6 protein-coding genes are annotated in these 23,351 nt (G+C 37.7%); all 6 read left to right on the top strand.

Annotated elements, in window-relative coordinates; genetic code table 11:
• The first annotated feature begins 14 nt into the window (after positions 1-14).
• Complete coding sequence (locus tag GJU43_RS21765) at positions 15-2,783, top strand: hypothetical protein (protein WP_154343929.1); 2,769 nt, start codon at positions 15-17, stop codon at positions 2,781-2,783.
• Between the two features lie 69 nt (positions 2,784-2,852).
• Positions 2,853-5,501, top strand: a complete 2,649-nt coding sequence (locus tag GJU43_RS21760; RefSeq protein WP_154343927.1) for a hypothetical protein — start codon at positions 2,853-2,855, stop codon at positions 5,499-5,501.
• Positions 5,502-5,565: 64 nt separating this feature from the next.
• Positions 5,566-8,268 (top strand): hypothetical protein, encoded by a 2,703-nt coding sequence (locus tag GJU43_RS21755; protein WP_154343925.1) that lies wholly within the window; start codon positions 5,566-5,568, stop codon positions 8,266-8,268.
• 68 nt (positions 8,269-8,336) lie between these two features.
• Entirely contained in the window at positions 8,337-12,242 is a 3,906-nt protein-coding gene (locus GJU43_RS21750; protein WP_154343923.1) for a VWA domain-containing protein, read from the top strand.
• Positions 12,243-12,246: 4 nt separating this feature from the next.
• Positions 12,247-12,960 carry a hypothetical protein gene (locus GJU43_RS21745; RefSeq protein ID WP_154343921.1) on the top strand — a complete coding sequence of 238 codons (714 nt, stop codon included), beginning with the start codon at positions 12,247-12,249 and terminating at the stop codon, positions 12,958-12,960.
• A 16-nt stretch (positions 12,961-12,976) separates the two neighbouring features.
• On the top strand, positions 12,977-23,351 hold a 10,375-nt coding region (locus tag GJU43_RS21740), incomplete at its 3' end, for a thrombospondin type 3 repeat-containing protein (RefSeq protein WP_195760082.1).

Raw genomic sequence — 23,351 nt, 5'->3', positions numbered from 1 at the left:
TAGACAACTGGAATATGGCAAACGATTTTAAAATAAAAAAAAACTGGATACTCACTATTTGCATGCTGCTTTGCTCGTTGGCTTGTTTCTCGCAGGGTCTAAGTGATAGGACAATAGGTTTTGATGTATCTAAAGAAATAATTGCGTTAAAAAAACAGGGATATAAAGGAGATAACCTAAATACCGAAATTGATAAACTTCGCAAAGCAAAATTGTCCCAATATTTTTCGACGAAAAATAAGCAAAATGAAATTGTACAACCTAATAACCCTAAACCTGTTTCAAAATCGAATAGTGCTGTTAGTACAAAACCATATTCTTCTAAAACTTTAAGCTTAAATAAAGCTGAAGCAGTATGCACAGACGATGGTAACCGTAACGGATATATTACATTTCCTTATAGCCCATATGGAGACTATTCTGCCGTAAAACTTAATACCTTAACAAATTTTACCTTTATTAAATGGTATGCTCCCAATCCGCTGTCCTATGAGTGGAGATTATATGATGCCAATAACATTTTATTAGATTCAAAAACTACAGAAAACTTCCCTATTCAGATAACTGCAATCGGAAATTACAAAGTTAAATTAAAACTTACTGACATTCTTGGCTGTACTGAATTTGAAAATGATATCGTTGTAAGAGATCCTAATGCTTGTATCGTTTCTGCTGAGGAACGTCAAGGCATGATTTCTGCCCCTGCTGGTAGAAATGAGGTTCTTGTAAATTCTCCTACTGTTATGAGTTTTGGTCTGTACGGAAGTTACAACCCTTCCAATTTCACTTTTAAATGGAATCTTCTTAATACCGCCGGAGCAAGTATAGCTACCGGTAATCAAAAAAATTTCACAATAACAACTTCATCAATAGGAGATTATCAAATTACCTTACAAATTACTGATCCTGATGGTTGTAGTACGACATATGTACAAGATATTAAAAGTGTAGATGAGTGTGTCTTTACTGAAAATGACTATGGCTTATATATAAGTTTCCCAAACGAGTATACAAATGGTTATGTTTCGACAGTTACATCTGGTCAAACAACTTTTTTGGATCCAGCATTCAACAGAACACATTCTATTGATGAATTCACGTATAAATGGAAATTATATAATCCTGCCGGAGACGAGATTGCTTCAGCAGACACGGATTATTTTCCTATTACGTTAACACTGCCAGGATACCATAAGGTTACTATTGAAGGTACAAATAAAACAAACGGATGTGTTTACACCTCTAGAAAAGTCATAAATTGTTTAATTGAAAATAGCTGTACTACCAACAATTCAAAATCTGCCGAAGTAAAAGAGTTATACCTTAATCTGGTAAGAAGACTGCTCACCAGAGCCGTCCTTGGAGAAACAGATGAACAAATTAATGCTACTATTGCCGGTCCGGAATTTATGGCTTTAAAACCTTATATTAAAAATGGTGCGGGAGACAAAATCTATCATTTTGTATCATTACATGATGAACGTAACGTAACCGGAATTAATTTTTCATTCTCTCCGGACAGAGAATATGATGTACATGTTTATGGTTTTTATGGGATAAATTATGATTTGGAAAATAATACTCCAGAAGATTTACCATACAGTGTTGAATCTATTATTTATACAGACATAAGTCAATACTTAACTGCGGATGAGTACTTCGTATCATGCAATGTTATAAATCCAAGTAAAAAGAAAAATGACGGCCCTGTAGTTCTAACGCCATACGAATGTTCTAAAGAGTCAAAAGTCAGAAATATCATATTTTGTCCGGTCAAAGATGATAATTGCACTCCAACTATAGTGGGTACTATAAAATCAGGTTCTGAGAATATTTATCCTAATACTCCATCTTCATTTACATTTGATACGACTGTTCCAAACCTGACGTACACGTGGTCTATTTTATCGGAAACAGGAGAAGTATTACAGACAAGCAATTCTGATATAATCGATCCCTATCTCTATAATTTTTCCGTTGAAGGTAATTATACCATTAAATTAATTGCTAAAAATGAAACCGGTTGCAGCCAAAATTTCACAAAAAATATAATCGTTGACAACAAACGTTGTGCTAACCAGACAAATGATTTCATCTTTGAAACAGCAGTAACCAATGCCACCTATGTTTGGACTACTACTGATAGTACAGGAAACATTGTTGATACGGTTACCAATACAACGGGAATATATTCTTTTACAACAAGCATTCCTGGTCAATATGTGGTAAAATTAGTGGCGAATACGGGAGAAAATTGTGAAACCATTTTTGCAAAAACAATTGTTATAGAGAATTGTAATACCACTATTTCTTGTACCCAGAACAGTTTACTTACACCAAAAGTACACAGCCTGTTTATCAGTTTAATCAATAAACTGGTTACTACGCCAAACGGAACGGATGTAAATAGGTATGCCCTTAATGAGATTATAGCATTGGCTTCGTATACCACCAGTTCAAGAGCCAAAATCTTCAACTTTGTAAATAATACTACTGCTGTAAGTTTTTCTTTTACACAAAATGGGGCTTCAAATGATGTATTTCTGCCAAAATCTGCTTCGGGATCGATTTCAGGTATTGACTTAAGCAAATATTTCGGTTCGCAGGAAAGCACTCAGGTCATTACCAATTACAGTGACGGATCTAATAATCCTGCTGGCGGATTTGTCCGAAATATTGATTTCTGCCCTGCAGTAGAATGTTTACCTAGTCCTGGTAAAATAAAAGTCACTCATGCAACCGGAGCAAGTAAAAGTTCAACAGGCAATCATTCAAAAATATAACTCACTTAACATAAAAACATACTAATTGTTTTAACGAACAAGTAGTTATAAAAAAAAGATAATTCTATCATGGTAAACAATCTTAAAATAAAAAAATACTGGTTAAGCTCTCTTTGTATCATACTTTGTTCATTGGCTTCTTTTGCCCAGAATTTAACGGATAAGGAAATAGGTTTTGATATAAACAAAACAACAGTTTACTTAAAGGGACTCGGTCTTTCCAAGGAAGCTACAGCACGTGAAATTGCAATGATGCGTGAGCATCACCAGAAAGAATTTACTGAAATGAAAAAAGAACAACAGTCCTTTTTTCAAAATATAGCATCCAAAAAAAGTACTACAGGACGCTCAGCCAAAACTAGTGCCGTACCACAAAGTGAAAAAGATGCTTTACAAACGTTGTATAATGCAACAAATGGTACCAGCTGGACTAATAAAACGGGATGGGACTTTTCGACTGAAGTTACGTCATGGGATATGAACACCAGAACGGGTTGGTATGGTATTGTAGTGACCGATGGTCATGTTACCTCAATTGTTTTAGGCAGTAACAATCTAAATAATATGAATGTTACGTTTCCTGATCTTCGTAATTTGCCTTTTCTGGAAACTCTAAATCTATATAATAATAGCCAGTTAACCGGACCTTTAACCAATTTTCAGTATTTAACTTCACTAAAAAATATAAACTTAAATTCTTGCCAGTTTACTGATACTCTTTTACCGCTGGCGACCTTAACTAAATTAGAAACATTAATTGTTACCGGTAAAAATATTACCGGGACGATACCAGATGAAATATACAATTTTAAAAATCTGAAAGACCTTTCAATACCTAATTCAAATATAACGGGAGGAATTTCTTCCAGATTATCTGAATTGGTCAATTTAGAAGTTATCAATTTACATACAAACCCAAATTTCGGAGGAACTATACCGGATCAAATTGGTAATCTTACCCGTTTAAAACACTTGGATATTAGTGGATCAGGAATAACCGGACCACTACCCGCTTCACTTTCGAATTTAGTTAATCTGGAAGAACTTACTATAGCATGGAATAAAATAGAAGGTCCTATACCGACCGAAATAGGGAATCTGAATAAACTAAACATGATTTGGGCGCAAACAAACAGATTGACAGGAACCATACCGGTCAATATGGGTACTATGCCAAAATTAGTACATATGATGCTTAGTTCTAATAATTTAGAAGGGGCAATACCAATTAGCTTTCAATCTTTATCGGATTTAAATTTCCTGGGGTTGGAAGAAAATTCTTTCTCTAATACGTTCCCGGATCTATCCAATCTTACCAAATTAACCGGGATGAGGATTCAATCGAATAAATTTACTTTTGCAGACTTTGCAGCGCAATACAGCACCTATAAATCACGTGCTTCCTTATTCGAGTATGCTCCTCAGGCTAAGACAGACGCAGTCTCAACAATAACAGGATCTCCAACGGGCTCCGTAACGTTAAAGATGCATGAAGATGGCCGATTTACACCTAATCAGGTCTATCAATGGTACAAAGGATCTGCACCAGGTGGTGTTGCAATTCCCGGGGCCACTTCAAGAGAATATATCTTGTCTAATTTAAAAACTGCTGATGCAGGATCTTATTATTGTGTATCTACCGAACCTCAAATGACAAATACAAGTTCAACAACACAAAATCTGGTTCTAACCCGAAATCAAATTACATTAACCATAAAAAATTGCACTGCGATAGCGGGAAATATCAAAATAACTGCAGAAAATTTCTATCCCAACACAGAAATCAATTTCACATTTGAAACTACAGCTACCGGTTTAACGTATGAGTGGTCTGTAGCAACAGTGGCTGGAACTATTGTCAGTGTGGCTCCATCAACTACAGCCGGATCGTATTCGTATACTTTTTCAGAAGGTGGAGATTATATCATAAAAGTAGTCGCAAAAGATGCTAGTGGATGTACGACAACATTTACTAAATCTATTCAGGTAGTTGCCGAAAAATACTGTCTGAAAGAACCCATTGATTTTGCGTTTGAAACTACAACACCGGGGTTGAGTTATACCTGGAACACTTCAGATGCTTCCGGAACTATAGTAAATACTACTACAAATTCAACAGGCTTGTACACTTTTACACCACAACTTATCGGAGAGTATCTTATAGAATTAGTAGTGAATACAGCAAGCAGCTGCAAAACATTGCTTGTTAAAAATATTACTGTTGAAGACTGTACTCCAATTGTTTCCTGTACCCAGAATAGTGCAATGACGCCAAAAGTACACAGTCTGTTTATTGCTTTAATCAATAAACTGGCTAGCACACCAAACGGAACGGATGTAAATCGTTATGCCCGTAATGAGATTATAGCATTAGCTTCCTATACCACAAGTTCAAGAGCTAAAATCTTCAAGTTTATAAATACCACTACAAGTGTAAGTTTTTCTTTCTCTCAAAATGGAGTTGAAAATGACGTATTCCTGCCAAAATCTGCTTCGGGAACGATCTCGGGTATTGATTTAAGCAAATATTTCGGTTCACAGGAAATTACTGAGGTCGTTACCAATTATAATAATGGATCTAATAATCCTGCCGGAGGATATGTTCGTAATATAGATTTCTGTCCTGCCGCCGACTGTTCACCTACTATTGGTAAAATGAATATTATTTCTGCAAATGGCGCAGGCAAAAGTTCAACAAACAATCGTTCAAAAATATAACGCACTTAGACAGAAACGCTAATTGTTTTAACCGACAAGTAGTTATAAAAATGATAATCAGATTATGGTAAAGAATCTTAAAATAAAAAAATACTGGATCACCACGCTTTGCATGGTATTTTGTTCATTGGCTTCTTTTGCTCAAGACTTAAGTGATGCAACTATAGGTTTTGATGTAGCAAGACTAACCATTGCTTTAAAAGAACATGGTGTTAAGAATCAGGATATAGAAGCTCAAATCTCTATGATGCGTGAGGCACAAAAACGTCAGTATCTGGAAACTAAAAAAATAGAAGATAATATTTCACAAAAAATTAAATCAGAACAAAGTAAAAAAGCAAATACAGGCAAGGTAGCATTAGCCAGTCCTGAGATTCTAGCTCAGGAAAAAGCGGCCTTAATCGCTTTATATAATAGTACTAATGGTGCTGCATGGACAAATACCGTTAGCAATCAGGGAGCTTGGCCGGTAAATGATCCAGATGCTGTAGTGACACGTTGGGACAATAATACTAAAACGGGTTGGTATGGGGTTTCAGTCAGTGCTGAAGGAAGAGTCACAGGGCTTAATCTAAGCTACAATAATTTAACCGGATATTTAACTAATCTAAATGCTTTAACAGAACTGACTACAATATCGTTTGTAGTAAACAAAATACAAGGAGGAAATATTGATTCTTTCGGTGAATTAACAAAACTAATAACAGTAAATATATCTTCTTGTAACCTTGATGGAAATCTTCAATCGCTAATGAAGTCAACAAACTTAATATCTTTTTCTGCACAACTTAACAATATAAGTGGAAGTTTTCCTGAAGATTTTTACAAACTATCAAAATTACAATTATTAGATGTATATCTTAATAAATTAGAAGGAGACTATAGTGTTTTAGGACAAATTCCTTCACTGACAACTTTGGCATTAACCGGAAACAACTTTAATAAAACAGGATCCGCGGATTATAACAACAGATCAATTCCCGAAAGTTTTAAAAACTTAACGAATCTGACATCCCTGAGAATACAAATGCAGGGCTTAAAAAATAACCTGAAAGTTTTAGGTTACTTAATAAATTTAACCTCTTTAGAAATCGACAACAATAAGTTTGAAGGCCCTTTACCTTCAGAATTCTCTGCATTAAAAAAATTATCTTTTTTCACTGCTACCCTTAATGCGATAACTGACATCTCAGTGTTATCGAGTATAAATTCATTACAAACGATTGGATGTCAATCAAACTCAATTGTTTCAATACCTCCCGGGTTTAGCCAGTTAAGTAATTTATCTTCCTTAAATGTAGCCAAAAATAAACTCAGTGGTCCCCTTCTTGATTTAACCTCTCCTAAGTTAAATTATTTGGATATTTCTGAAAATTACTTCCGATTTATTGATATAGAACCTGTTTTTTCTAAGTATAGTAACTTTGCTGCTTTTAGTTTTCGTTATGCCCCTCAGGCAAAAACAGACCTGGCTGAAACGATAAATCGTGGTACTGGCAGTTCCGTCACTTTATCCATGTCTGATGATGGAGTTCACAGGTATACCGACAATGATAAATTTAAGTGGTATAAAGGGGTGTATCCTAATGGAGTCTTAATTTCTCAAGACGAATCAAGACAACTTACGATTTCTAATTTAAAGCTGTCCGATGCAGGAAATTATTATGCTTTATCGACACATCCTCAAATTACAAATGCAGCAATAGCAAATCGAAATCTTATTTTAGAGAGACAACCCATTACGTTAAAAATAACAAACTGTCCGACAGTAGCAGGAAATATAAAAGCAGCCACGGAAAAATTCTACACCAATGCAGAAAGCAGTTTCACATTCGAAACTACCGCTACCGGTTTAACGTATGAGTGGTCTGTAGCCACAGCGGCAGGAACTTCGGTAAATGCAGCACCATCCAATACAAATGGATCCTATTCCTATACTTTTTCAGAAGCCGGGGATTATATAGTAACCTTAATTGCGAAAGATGTCAATGGATGCTCTACAACATTTACAAAACCTATTCAGGTAATTAACGAAAGATATTGTGCGAATGAACCCATAAATTTTGGCTTCGAAACCACAACCCCGGGATTAACTTATACCTGGAACAGTTACGACGCTTCGGGTACTATTGTACATACAGCTACGAACACAACAGGCCTGTATACTTTTATACCGCAGCTTGGTGGTGAATATGAAGTAGAATTAATCGTAAATACGGCAACCAGTTGTAAAACCTTGTTTACCAAAAACATTACTGTAGAAGATTGTACACCAATTGTTTCCTGTACGGTAAACAATCCGCTTACGCAAAAAGTACACAGTTTGTTCATCAATTTAATTACAAAACTAGTGAATACTCCAAACGGAACAGATGCAAATGTATACGCCCGTAATGAGATCATCGCTTTATCTTCTTATGTGGCAGGGACAACCAACAGCATTTACAATTTCAGTAATTCAAATGCGGCTGTAACCTTTTCGTTTTCTCAAAACGGAGCTGAAAATGATGTGTACATACCAAAATCTGCTTCGGGAGCCATTTCAGGAATCGATCTAAGCAAATATTTCGGTGCACAGGGCACCACTGCTGTTACGACCAATTACAGCAACGGAACTAACGGTTCCGGCGCATATGTGCGCAATATTGATTTTTGTCCAATCGCAGAATGTATTCCAATTACCGGTGTGATCAACATTGTCAAAAAAGCAACTGCACAGGCAAAAAAAACAGGTCAAAGTTCAACAAACTCTAGTTCAAAAATATAACTCACTTAAGATAAAAAAACACTAATTGTTTTAACGGACAAGTAGTTATAAAAAAAGAAAATTAGATTATGGCAAACAATCTTAAAATAAAAAAATACTGGCTCACCACTCTTTGTATGGTGTTTTGTTCATTAGCGTCCTTTGCGCAGGATGTAAGCGATGCATCGATTGGTTTTGATGTAGCCAGAGTAACTGCTTCTTTAAGAGAGCATGGTGTTAAGAATCAGGATATCGAATCTGAAATAACTAAAAGAAGAGAGTTGTTTCAAACTCAGTATTTGACAATGAAAAAAAGTACGGATTCTATTTCAAAAAAAATAAGATCCGAGCAAGTATCAAATGCAATGAATAATCGTTCTGCAGCGGGAGAAATACCACAAATTGAAATAGATGCACTAAAGGCCATATTTAACAGTACCAATGGAGCAAATTGGAGAAATAAAGGAGGATGGGATGGTTTAGGTGGAGCCTGGTATGGAGTACAATTTAATAATGGCCATGTATCTGAAATAAATTTAGATTCAAATAATCTTTCTGGTACTATTCCTAAAGAAATTGAGAATCTGCCCTATTTAAGAGTTTTATCTTTAAATAGTAACAAAATAACAGGTGAGATTCCTAAGGAAATTGGTAAGCTAACGATATTATACAACTTAGGCTTATCAGGAAATCAATTGACCGGCAATATTCCAACAGAAATTGGTAATATGGCTGAGTTAACTTTACTATATATAAGTTCCAATCAATTGTCAGGAAGTATTCCTAAACAAATTGGAAATGTGTCAAAACTATATCTCTTCTATGCGAATGGTAATAATCTGAGCGGCTCAATACCTGTTGAAATTGGAAATTTACAAAAGCTTCAAGAGGTGCGACTAAGCCAAAATAAGCTTACAGGTGAAGTGCCTGTCGAAATAGCAAATCTAAATTCTTTAGTCTGGTTGGTTCTTCAGGATAACTCTCTATCGGGCACTATTCCGCCAAGAATTTTTAAAATGACAAAAGCAAGCTTTATATACTTAGGAAATAACAATTTTACCGGCGTTATACCTACGGATATTGGCGATAATCCAAATTTATATATTCTTGATTTAAGCATAAACAAATTATCAGGACCAATTCCTCCAAGCATAGGAAAATTAAAAATATTAAGAGGTTTAACTTTAGCTTATAATTCCCTTCAAGGTGAAATTCCTTCTGAGCTTTCAAATTGTATAGGCCTCTTTAGATTAACATTAAATAATAATCAATTGGAAGGGGAAGTGAAGTTGAATTTTCAGGAGCTAAACACCTTATATGAACTCAATCTTGCCTCTAATAAGTTGACAGGAAAAATATCTGACTTTTCAACACAGACCTATTTAAAACTATTAAGTTTGAGTGACAATAAATTTCGTTTTGTAGACTTTATCGACCAATTTAACGCTCATAAATCTAAAGGAGCCGGATTTTCTTTTTCTCCCCAAGCAAAAATTGGAAATTTAGAAACAATTAATAAAAACTCAGGGAGTTCTGTTGTTTTAGATATGTTTTTAAACACAGATAACAGATCGCATGAGTTAGACACTTATCAATGGTTTAAAAATGGCACTGAAATTACAGGTGCCGTTGCCAAAACATACACAATTAACAATTTATCCGATTCAGATGCCGGGGTATATACTTGTAAAGCGTATCATATTACTAATCCTGATATGTCACCGCTAATTTTGGAAAGAGAGGCTATAACAGTACAAATAACAAACTGTCCATCAGCACCGGGAACTTTAAAATCAACGGCAGAAAAATTCTATACCAATGCCCAAAGCAAGTTTTCATTTGAAACTACTGCTACCGGTTTAACCTACGAATGGTCTGCAGCAACAGCAACAGGAACTCCGGTAAACACATTGCCATCCGGTACCAAAGGATCGTATTCGTACACTTTTACGGAAGTTGGCGATTATGTTGTGACCCTGATCGCGAAAGACGCTAATCAATGTTCGACCACATTCACGAAAGCCGTTAAAGTGGTAGACCGATATTGTGCTAAAGAACCGGTTGATTTTGCTTTCGAAACAACATCCACCAATCTGAACTATACCTGGACGAGTACCGATTCTTCAGGAAACATTGTCAATACCGTAACCAACAGAACGGGGCTTTATACTTTTACACCAGAGCTTCCCGGAGACTATGTAATTGAATTAGTGGCTAACGGAGCTTCACAATGTGTGAGCTTATTTACCAAAAATATTACAATTGACGAGTGTGTACCGTTTATTTCGTGTACCAAAGACAATCCGCTTTCTCCGGAAATGCACCGTTTGTTTATTACCATGATTAGTAAACTGGCAACCGCTCCAAACGGCAGTGATGTAAACGTATATGCACACAAAGAGATTGCAGCAATGGCTCCGTATACTACGGAGAAGACTGCCATGATCTACAATTTTATCAATACCAGCAGTGCGATAAGCTTCTCTTTCACCAAAACCGCTACGGAAAGTGATGTATATCTTCCTAAATCTGCTACGGGATCGATTCTGGCAATCGATTTAAGTAAATATGAGGACGCCCTTACAGCAACTACTGTGGCAACTACCTATAACAATGGTATCCCGAATACAAAAGACGGTCACGTTAAAAATATCGATTTCTGTCCAAAAGAATTGTCTTGTGTATCGCATGTCGCGCTTGTTATAGATGAATCGGGTTCTATTGATGCCACTGAATTCAATAAAATCAAAAAACAGTTAAAATCATTTGTGCTGCAGCAAGCCAAAACCAACGACGATATCGGATCTAATATTCATGTTTCCATCACCGGTATGTCGGATAGTGATTTAAATACAAGAACAGATTATATCGAACCTCTTAAAATGACAATGAGCAATGTAGGCTTGTTTAACGACTGGATCGATCAGTTAGGAAAACGATACGGGAAACAAAAAGGAATCAGCCAGGCTTCCGATTACTGGAAAAGTGGACTGGATGGTGCTTTAGCCTATCAGATGAAACCGACTTTTGTGATCATGGTAACTGATGGTGCACAAACAGATGATGTAGCCGGTTTAAGAGCCACCTTTAAAAAGTTCAACAACAATAATAAAGCAGAAACAGAACCAAAACTGCCTCACTTATATGTAGTGGGTATCGAAAATGGTTTCTACATTGACAGAGATTCGTATACCAGTAAAGGAATCCCAAGAGATCAGGACCCTAATTACAATCCGTCTTTAGTGCCTAAAGATAATCTGGCAGCCAGAACAACACCGTTCCTTACCAAATCTTTACAATATCTTTTGGATCTTACGCCAACGGAATGGCCATTATCAGACATCAATCAGTTTACGGTAGGTACGTATTACGGACACGATAATTTTGAGTTACTGGCTTCAGATGAAACCTATTTCTCAGATAAATTAGCCGATGGAAAAGTAGTCTGCGGAACTGCTGCGATAAAAGATTTCTGTGATGACTGTTTCTCTTTCAAACCGGAACCCGGAAAAGAATATATCCTGAGTGCGTGGGTAAAAGAAGAGTCTTTTATACAAGTAAAGAATTACGAAAACCCAATAATCAAAATCGTTTTCTATAACAATAAAGAAGCATTGGACATCCCTGCCCAAAGAATTGATTCGTTAGTGGTTAAAGCAAATGGTGATATTATCGACGGCTGGCAGCGTGTCGTGAAGAAATTCAAAATACCAACAGCAACCATTACAATGGCAATCGAACTGGAAAACATGAGCCCGAGTATCCCGGTGTATTTTGATGATATCAGAATTCATCCGCTACAGGGAAGTGTCAAATCATTTGTGTACGATCCGGTAACTTTCAAACTGATGTCGGAACTGGATGAAAACAATTACAGTACTTTTTATGAGTACGATAATGAAGGCGGTCTGGTTCGTGTCAAGAAAGAAACGGCTAAAGGGATCAAAACCATTCAGGAAACCCGCTCCGGTAGTGTAATTAATATAACTCAATAATAGTATGTTGTACAAAAAAATAATATACGTATGGGTTTTATTCACTTGTTGTTTAGCACATACACAGACGGTAAATGAGGTTTTTCAGAAAGTGGCGAAGCAATATAGCTTAGCCCAGCCTTTACAATACAAATCCAGTTATGCCCTGTACAAGGATTTCGATTCCAAAAAAATCGAGGAAAGTTACAAAGGCATTTATTATAAGAATGCGGGAAATGAAATCTATACCAAAGTCGGCGAGACCGAAATACTGAATTCAAAAACCGTTTATCTGAAAATAAGCCATCCGGAGAAAGCCCTGGAGATTTCAGATCCGGTCCCCAATTACGCCGGGGATTTTGATATGAAGCCCCTGCTGGCACTCTGCAAAATTGAAAAATTTGTTGATCGCAAAACCTATTGGGAAATAACCCTGGTAACCAAACCCTACTCGAGTCTTCCCTATTCTAAGATTATCGTACAGATTACAAAAGGCTATTTAATACAAAAGCAGACCTTTTATTACAGTACAGTAGTCAATTTTTCGAAAGATTACCGAAGCCCGGATCCACATTATCCGAGATTAGAGATTATCAATTCGAATTATAACAGAAATCCGGTTAACGCTTCGATTTTTAATAGCAAGACCTATTTTACAACATCGGCCAAAAAAGAAATTGTTTTAGCCGAAAGATTGAAAAAGTACGAGATTATCGATCAAAGAGTTTCCAATAAATAAAATAAAAAATAGATATATGTATATCAACAAGCATCTAATAGCATTTGTATTTACACTGTTTTCATTGTTCGCTTTCAGCCAGCAGGAAGAAACTTTGGGAGATAAAAAACAAGGGGATCAACTGAGCGGAAAGCCAAAGCTGCAAGTAACAGACTCTAAAATTAACGACATCAACAAGCAAAATGTCTTTACTTCTGTAAACCCGGGAGTATCCATTCATTTTGGTTTTGGCGATGAGCCGACAAACAGCACCGCTTTTTCAAGTGTGTATTACAGCCAGGTGGTATTAACGGTGATTCCGCTTGATAAAAACGAAAACCCGATTACTACTTATAAAGACAAGACCGGAGCGGTAAAAACGTTCCAGAATTCGTTGACCTTAAAAATCAAACACGATTACGCTAACAAAGAAAAGAAATTTGACGATTACGCAGTATACCGTTTACCGGGCGTTCATAAAGCAGATGTCATTGTTGAATCGATCAAATATTTTGACACCGATGGTACGACTGAAATCAATATCACCAATGCTCCGGCCTATCTGGAACTAAAGTTCAATACAGAACGTTATTACAATATGCAATTCAGTAATACACAGTTTACCTCTGTATTTCCTATTACGCACCAATTTGTAAAATACAATTCGACAAGAGGAACCGTGGTTTCTAAAGTAAGTGATGGTGCAGATGAGTTAATCATTAACTGGACTAAAGATGCCGTTGCCCCTGCAGTAGAATACGAACTGGAATGGACCTGGATTGACAACTACAAAAAAGACGGCAGTAAACTAATGCCGTCTGAAATTGCCTTAACCGAACAGGATTTCAAACAAAACAGTACCCGAATCCAGACCAAAGAACTGGGGTACAGAATCCCGTTGGTCTATTCAAACGGTTACCTGGTATACAGAGTAAGACCTGTTGGACGCTTTCTGGATAATATTGCTAAAAACTATTACGGAATGTGGTCTTCGGGTTTAACCGACACTTTTACAAACATAAGTCATTGGCCGCAAATGGTCGAGATAGACCAGGCGCATGAATCGGGTAAAAAGAACTGGCAATACCAGGCTTCTTTTGCCGAAGACGGGAAAAAGAAAGAAGTCGTAAGTTATTTTGACGGAAGTTTACGTAACCGTCAGACCGTAACCAAAACCAATACAGAAGGAAAAGAAATTTCCGGTGGACAATTAGTGGATACACAGGGAAAAGCAATTGTTGGAGAGGTGATCTACGATACACAGGGAAGACCTGCTGTCCAAATATTGCCCGCACCTGTCAATTCATCGGGAATTCATTATTACAATGACCTGAATAAAAACATGGGGAACACGATTTATTCCCACAATGACTTTGACTGGGATAACCCGAGCGTTACTGACTGTACTCCGGTACCGGCTTCCAAAATGTCCAATGCAAATGGTGCAGGTAACTATTATTCCGAGAATAATGCTGTCACTGATAATTTTCAGGATTTGGTTCCAAATGCAAACGGATATCCGTTTTCTCAGGTAGAATATACACCTGATAATACAGGAAGAATCAAAAGAAAAGGAGGCGTAGGATTGGATCACCAGATCGGAAGCGGTCATGAAATGTTATATTTCTACGGTCAGCCGAAACAGGAAGAACTAAACCGTCTTTTTGGATATAAAGTAGGTGATTTCAAACGTTACAAAAAGAATATTGTAATCGACCCGAACAGCCAGGCCAGCGTGAGCTACCTGGATCCGCAGGGAAGAACCGTGGCGACTGCCCTTATTGGAGACAACAAAGGAAACCTGGTATCATTAGACGATGAAACCAAGGACAGTCTGCATTTGATCACCACAACCAATTTATTATCCAACAACGATAAATATTCTTCAGGAGTTGCCGGTATAGAAGAAGACGGAATCCGATTAAATGTTCCTGTTTCGGTGGTGAAAGAAGGTGAAACTACATTTGCCTACACCCTAACCAAAACAGTGGGTTCTTATACCGATTTATGCCTGACCGGAAAACAATATCCGTTTGTGTATGACTGGTCTATGGGTATGAAAAACGACTGTGCTGACGAATTACTTGTAGGAGCTGATCCGTTGCGTGCAAAATTCGGAACAGAGAGTATCAGTACTTTTGCCCCGGTTGCCCTGACGATTGCCAAAAGAGAATACAAAGGCTTAAATAATGGCCAATTCTTAAAAGTGGGAACGTATCCTTTAAGCAAAGATCTTAGAGTAGATCACGATGTCCTAAACAGATATGCCAATGATTATATCGCCCAATTGGTACTCGATAAAAAATGTCTTCCGGACTATTCCGGATTAGAACCGGATATTACAGAAGCAGATTGTAACGTAACCTGCAAAAGCTGTGAAGAATCACTGGTATGTGAAAATCTTACCAAGGAGCAATGTGATGCGTTTAAGCTGAAACTTTCTACAGATCCTTCTTCCCTTGGGAAAACCAGCGAAAGAGAATCGTATATTGTGGATGCCGAAAAACAGTACATTCTTAAAAATCTAAATGCCGAATTTGCGATAAACACCATTAAGTATACCGGATCACAATATGCTGATTCTAACGCTAATTCAACTATTACCCAAACACAAATCAATACGAAAGCAAACGCCTTTAAACTTGAATTTAGAAGTTTATTGTCCGGCTGTCGTGAATTATGTGCACAACCGGTGAATGTTTGTAATCTTAACCTGCAAAATTTATTAGGAGATGTTAGTCCGCATGGGCAATACGGTTCCGTGGAAGGTTTAGAATCGGAAGACGATGAAATCAATGATCCGTCAAAAAGCAAAATAACAGACCCGCTAAGTATCTTCAACGATCAGAACCAATTTTTATATGGTGGTTATACAAACGAAATAGATACTGATCCTGATACAAAGGAACAGGTAGAAATTAAAGTTTCCAATTACAACTGGAGAAAACCTTTTGGAGGTCATTACAGAGATGGAGAAGACGAAACCATATCTAAAATCCGTGTAAAATTAGTGGGAGAAAACCTGTATAGCCCGGAATTGGTAGATGCCGCTGTTGTAACAGAAGAAGACCGTGATCCGGACAGTGACGATCCGAATGTGTTTTTGGTAGAGCCGCAATACCTGCGCTACGTGGCCAATTTTGTACCCTTATGGAAACCGGACTGGGCCAATGCCTTATTGCCGTACCATCCGGAATATCAATACTACGTTTACAACAAAGCTATATGTGAAAAATTCAATACCATTGGAGATAACTCAGATGGATTTGATGAAAAAATAAGAGACATCGATTACTATGATAGTGAAAAGGGAACAGTTAAAGACAATAGTATCTTTACACCAACCGGGATAATCAATACACTCACAAAAATTGATGTCGTAAACGATACCAGCGATCCTTATTATATTTCTAAAAACAATTTAGAATCCGAGGACGATTTTATACTTCGTAAAGATTTAATGAGAGAAGCCTTAACGACCAATTTTGACGGTATTGTGATGAGCAATGGAAAGAGACTGAACATGCTTCAGGCTTCTTATTATTTTGCGGTGTACACGAATGGAATTGCCCCGGAATCCGTATACGAAGATTTCGTAAACCTGAGTCAGGATCAGTTACTGAACAAGATTAATACCACCCTTACCGATCCAATCAAGGAACAGGTATGGAGCAATTTCAAAACCAATTATATTGCTTTAAAACAAAAAACAAGAACCGTTTTTGCTCATATTTTTGCGAGTAAAAACAACAATTACAATGATTGCATCGGTAATCCTGAAAGCTCAGATACCTTTGTTACGTTGTTTAAAAAATATACAACCGTTGGAAACCCGAATAATAATTTTGTAAGACTTACTAAATTAATAGACACCATTTCTGATCAACCTGCTAAACCTGCAGGAAGTGACGGAATTGAATGGGCTTGTTCCGAAGAAACTTCCGCTTTGTACAAAACCAAAGAAAAAAGATTTGTACCTGCAGATTACGGATATGACTCTGCTCTTAGTGATGCACAGGCTATCGCAGACATTAAAGCAAGCACGGAAGCTGCAATGTTTATGGAAACCGGAAAATGTCCAATGGCATTTGAAATGGAATATTTCCTTCAGGGATTAGTAGACCCTAAAATTCAAAGTCAGGGACTATTAATCAATGGTTTCAAAACGACAAGCATGCCATATCTGAGCAAAAACTTATTCAATGCGCAGGTTAACCCAACCTTTAATTTACAGACTGCCTCTGAAACTCCGAAAATAAAAGCTTTTGAAGATGCTTCAGGAACTTTAAACATTGGTTTTACGTATTTAGGGAATGATATTGCAACACCAATCGAATTGCGTTTTACCAACAACACCTCCGATTATCATGATGCCTGTGGAAACAGTGTTAATGCACCAAGATGGCAGGATATCGTTGGATTCAAAACCGTGTATTACATCCCGGGATCTTATGATAATGTAGATAAAACCTACAGATTCCAGATCATAGCGCTTGTAAAAAGAAGCGGAAGCAGTACCAACTGTAAGTCCCCTGAGGAAGTAATTATTGAAGGTACAACAAAAGCAAACGTTGGGGAATGTTCTTATTTAGCCACAGCACCTTGTGATAAAAAAGATAAATTCGATGAATCTTTTAGAAAACTGGTACTTCATCTTCAGGCCACAGGACAAATCAGAAATGCCAGTGTAGATATTACGAAAAATCCTGTTTTTACAGATGGTTATTTGTATACGCATTTAGGCGTTAAGGAAAATGATGTGGTAACATGGAGAAATACTTCAGAAGGTATTTCCATTTTTGTCAATGACGACAAACATGTTGCGCTTAATACAGGAAGTTACAATTTAGGAACAGACCGTATTACGAATATTTCAATCGGAAATTTACAAGGCGGTTACAACCTGGTAAGAATCACAACCCGAAGAGGTCTTTTCTTTTCAAGCAGACAAGTAACGGGACGAATCACATCCGGAAATACGAACATGCCACTTTATTTTACCTGTTGTTCGCCTTGCGGGGAATGGGATTACAATGGAGACGGTGTCGGTGATGCCTGTCATCCAGGAGCTTGTGGTACCATAGATAGTGATGGTGACGGAATTTATGATAATTGCGACAACTGTGTCAACACACCCAACCCGAATCAGGAACCATGTAACAACTATACGCCTGTAATATCCTGTAATGTGGTTGCTGCTGAGGAATTGGCGTATGAAACAAATGTAAAAAATCTGTTAAACGATTTCTTAATCTCAAGAAATCACGAGATTAATGCTGAAGGGGATTTCTACAAAGCCGGTACCGTATCAAGCAACAGTTTGGTGAATACTTTTGTGAGAGATTCAAAATTAGTATCACACTTCCAAAAAGAAAGAACCCGCTACACGGAGAATAATTTCCGTCCGGTGGTGATCGATAAATATTCTATTATTGCGGAGAACACTTTACTAAGCATCACATTTGATGAAAATTCAGGTTCGGTTTACAACAAGAATTTCATCAATTTTTATGATATCAATTTAAAAAATGCAAGACGAATCAACTACATTGATGTGACAAGTGATTTATCTTTTGTCATTAATTTTGTAGACAGTCAGAACAGAACCATCACACAAAAAGGGGGTAAAATTTCGCATTATACCTTTACGAAAATAACAAGTTCAGAAGCCAAAGCTCCTGCCGTAGCCTTCTGTCCTTTTGTGTCCGAAACGTATCCGCCTAAAACCACCAGTAAAAAAGCAGACAGTGCAGACGATCTGTATGTTACTATTTCTAAAGATGGAGAGGTAGAATTCCAAAATAACAAAATGGCTTTATCGTCTAAAACAGGACGAAGCAAAACAGTGCAGTCCATTGAAGCGGAAGTTCCGACTTTCAAATGTTCTGATTTATGTATTACCAGTGTGGTTGCGCCTGTAGTGTGTGGTGACAAATGGCGTACCTTCGCCTCCGTAATCAGCATGCAGGTTCCGGATTATAAATTAACGGAAAACATGGATATCGATCCTAAATATTTCTGTGAAGCAAACTTTGGCTATATCAGTACCGATTATTTACAGTACCTGGCCAAAATGGAAATTACAAGCGTTAAGAATCCATTGTTTGTAACGATCAGTGAATTTGGTTCCACTAAATTAAGATACGGAAATACGGCAACGGCTTCTGTGATTAATGAATACTACGCGTATATCGAAGGACAAAAAGTAAAACCTACCGAAGAATCATTGGTATGGGGGCAGTTTGCGGACCGCTATGTAATTGCCAATAAAATTTGTGCACCTCCGGTAATGGTTCCTACTTTTAGTCTGGAAATTCCGGATGAAACCATCACAAAAACACCATGTGAACTGTACGCGGCTTCTGTAAAAGCAGCCAACAAACAAGAAATTGAAGCAGCTTTCTTTGCCAACAAAAAAGAAGAATTCAAAGAAAACTATCTTGCTGCTGCCTTAGAAGGCGTAACAGAAACGCTTACTCAGACTGCTGCAGACAAAGAATACCAATATACGTTATACTATTACGATCAGGCCGGAAATCTAACACAAACAGTTCCACCTGAAGGAGTAGACCGATTAAAACCAACCTCAGATGAGGCGATAAAAGACGTGAGAGCCAACAATCCGGAAAAAACAGATACAGCCCTTGTCAATGGCGTAGCGGTGGCTCCGGAACATAAAATGCAGACGCAATACCGTTATAATTCATTAAACCAATTAGTATGGCAAAAAACGCCGGACGGAGGCGAAACAAGATTTGCCTATGATGCTTTGGGAAGAATTATCGCTTCTCAAAATGCGAATCAGAGCAAAAACAAACCGCTTTTCAGCTACACCCGTTATGACGGATTAGGCCGAATTATGGAAGCCGGGCAGTTTGAAGTGAAAGCTGGCGTTACGCTTACGATTAACGAAAACGGAAGACTGGTATTCGGAAATACTACCGATTTAGTACCTATTGATGCGGTTTCAGATGCATTCCCATATAACCAGGGAGCAAGTTTTGAGCAGATCACCAAAACGTTATATGACATTCCGGTAGAAAATACAAGCCATTGGTTTACGGCTTATGCTGCTGATAACAATCATAAAAGAGTGACGGCTGTTCTTTATTATAACAAACTAGCCGCGGAAGTAACCGAAATAAAAGCGTATGACAAATATGACAATGCCATATTGTACGATTATGATGTTCACGGAAATGTAAAAGAGCTGATTCACCACACCAACAACAATACAGAACTGAGAACTTTAGGTCTGGACCGTAAAAAAGTGGTGTATGATTATGATCTGATAAGCGGAAACGTAAATCAGGTAACGTACCAACCGAATAAAGAACAGGATCAGTTCATACACCGTTATGAATATGATGCTGACAACAGAATTAAACAAGTATACACCAGTAAAGACAATGTGATCTGGGAAAAAGAAGCCAACTATCTGTACTACGAACATGGTCCGTTGGCCCGTGTGGAAATTGGAGATAAAAATGTGCAGGGCTTAGATTATATTTATACGCTGCAAGGCTGGTTAAAAGGAGTAAACTCCGAAAGACTGGGTTCAGGCTATGACGCCGGTAAAGACGGATTAATTGTGGCTAAGGATGCTTTTGGTTTCGCACTGAATTATTACAAAGGTGATTATAAATCAAGATTTGGTACGCCTGACAATACTATTTTTAGTTATAGTAAAGCGGAAAAACTGGAAGGGACTTCGAACCTGTACAACGGAAACATCAAAGAAATGATCACTTCCTTGTCAGGCACGAATAACGAACCTATTCCAACGCAGTTTAATTATTACAAATACGATCAGCTGAACCGTATCAAGAGCATGGACTCCAAAGCGATTGCCTATACAGGTGGTCTGTCCGGTTCTCCTGTAAACGGGTTTAAGAGTGATTACAAATACGACAGAAATGGTAACATTACCTATCTGAACAGCTGGGCACCTTTAGCCAACGGAGCGTTGAATACGACCCAAATGGATAACCTGACCTATAACTATCTTGCCGGCACCAACAAACTGGACCATGTTACGGATGTTGTTCCGAACAATGCCTTTACCAATTTTATTGATAAACCGGATGATACGTCATTTGATATCGACAGCCAAAGTGCTAAAAATTATGAGTACGATGAAATCGGTCAGTTAATCAAAGATGCCAAAGAAAATCTGGACGAAATAAAATGGCGCGTAGACGGTAAGGTAGCCTCTGTTACCAAAAGCAAAGGACTTGCAGAACAGGTGATCATAAGCTTTGAGTACGATGGTTTAGGAAACCGAACTGCCAAAACCGTAAGCAGCGGCACAACTGCAACTACCACCTATTACGAACGTGATGCGCAGGGAAATACGCTGAGTACGTACGAAATGGTAAAAGAAGGAGACGTTACCAAATACTATCTGGTAGAACAGGATATTTATGGCAGCAGCCGTTTAGGAGTAGAAAAAGGAAAAAGAGAGATCACAAAAGACGTTTCTTCGGCCCTTAAAAATTCGAACGTTATCACGGCAGATGCCAAAAATGCTGTCATAGCACAAGTGGCTGCCGATATAAAAGCAAAATCGGGAATAGGGTTTACGCTAAATTCAGGATCTGCGACCTGGCCTGTAGACGTCAAGAATTCAATAAACTTATTTGAAAATAAAACAGCCCAAACAGAATCGGTATCACTAAGTTCACACTTTAAAATTGATCCTTCTAATACGGGAACAACTACTATTGCTGCACTTCACGGATCGTACAGAGAAGGTGGAGACAACTTTCCTGGTGATAATACGTTTGGGTACAGAAGTTCAATTGTTGTAGGTGTAAAAAAAGACGGCACCGGATATACGCCGGTAATCACGTTAATCAAATACCGTCGTAACCATAACAAATACAAAAAAGTAATCAAACTGAAGAAGCGTACCCGTTACTCTTTCAGAAGTTATGAAACGGTAACAGAATACACCATGAAACCAATCGAAAGAGCCGAAGATCAGGGTATTTCGATTCCGGAAAAAGAATGGGATTTCAAAGCCGATATTAAGCTGAACAATGCGACGTCAAATTATGATATTGTATTGAATATTAATGGAAACATCTATACCACCGTTGCCAAAACAAGCCAGCCATTAAACGGGCAGGAAAATGTAGGATTCGACAGTGGTGATCAGGGGCTTAGAATCACCGTACCTTCCAATACGCTGGGTAGAACAGAACTGGAATTCCAACCGGGTGTAAAACAAAACTACCCGGCCGCTATTTCACAGGTTTGTGACTTTACCTACAGTATCAATAACGGAGAAGATCCGGAAGATATTAAAGTTAACAAATTTGAACTGGATGAAGGAACAGGTACTACAGCATTATCTGATACCAAGATTTCTATGACCCTTTTACCTCCTGCTACAGGAACTAGTTTTGAAAAAACCTATTGCGGGAATCCAGATGAGGATTCAGACGGAGACGGTGTCATAAATACAAAAGACAACTGTCCTTTTACCTTCAATCCGAAACAGGAAGACGAAGATAAAGATGGTGTAGGTGATATTTGTGACAACTGTAAAACAACAGCAAATACAAATCAACTGGATGCAGATAATGATGGTGTTGGAGATGCCTGTGATAATTGTAAATTTAAGCCTAACTTTGATCAGGTGGATACCGACAAAGATGGTTATGGTGATGTTTGTGACAATTGTAGAATAAAACCAAATCCAGGACAGGAGGACACCAATGCTAATGGTATTGGAGATGCCTGTGAAGGTGAGCATCAGGGAGAAGGAAGCGACACCGTTGCCGGAACACCGCTTACCTCCTACCGTTTTGTCGGAGATAAAAATTACGAGTTATCGAACCATTTAGGAAATATATTGAGTGTTATTACAGATAGAAAACTTATCCGAACAACTAATGAACCAACTCAGGAAAAACTAGAGGAGTTTGACTTTACAGGTTGGGCAACCATTAGAGCCAACAGCAATTGGAATACCACATACAGTCAGGCTGTTACTACCAATACGGATAGAGCAGTTATTACTGCTGATGGCCCGGCTAAAGGAGTGTCTTATGCCATGAGTACCACCGCGGGTAAAAAGTATACCATCTCGTATGATTTAGATTTGATGGCAACACCTGAAATAACGGTTAAAGCAGCGGATTTGTCAAGTCCGGGCCCAATAATTAAAAAAACAGATAATGCTTCAGGCAGACAAAGTGTAACATTCACTGCGACGTCTAGTGTTACTATAATCGAATGGTTACGTACCAGAGCTAAAGACAATATAATTGATAAATTTGCTATAGACAATGTGGTTACAAGTGTAGAATCAACCGAAAACACAGTTGCTTTTACAGGATTTGTACCGGACGTATTGAGTTACTCAGATTACTATCCTTTTGGAATGCTGGTACCAAATCGTCATG

This window comes from Flavobacterium sp. LC2016-23, from assembly GCF_009674775.1.
Taxonomy (GTDB): Bacteria; Bacteroidota; Bacteroidia; order Flavobacteriales; family Flavobacteriaceae; genus Flavobacterium.
The sequence above is the reverse complement of the archived record's forward strand: the minus strand, read 5'-3'. Positions and strand labels throughout refer to the sequence as shown.

Coding starts and splice junctions, on each gene's coding strand:
- GJU43_RS21765 (WP_154343929.1), top strand. CDS start 15: ATGGCAAACGATTTTAAAATAAAAAAAAACTGGATACTCACTATTTGC.
- GJU43_RS21760 (WP_154343927.1), top strand. CDS start 2,853: ATGGTAAACAATCTTAAAATAAAAAAATACTGGTTAAGCTCTCTTTGT.
- GJU43_RS21755 (WP_154343925.1), top strand. CDS start 5,566: ATGGTAAAGAATCTTAAAATAAAAAAATACTGGATCACCACGCTTTGC.
- GJU43_RS21750 (WP_154343923.1), top strand. CDS start 8,337: ATGGCAAACAATCTTAAAATAAAAAAATACTGGCTCACCACTCTTTGT.
- GJU43_RS21745 (WP_154343921.1), top strand. CDS start 12,247: ATGTTGTACAAAAAAATAATATACGTATGGGTTTTATTCACTTGTTGT.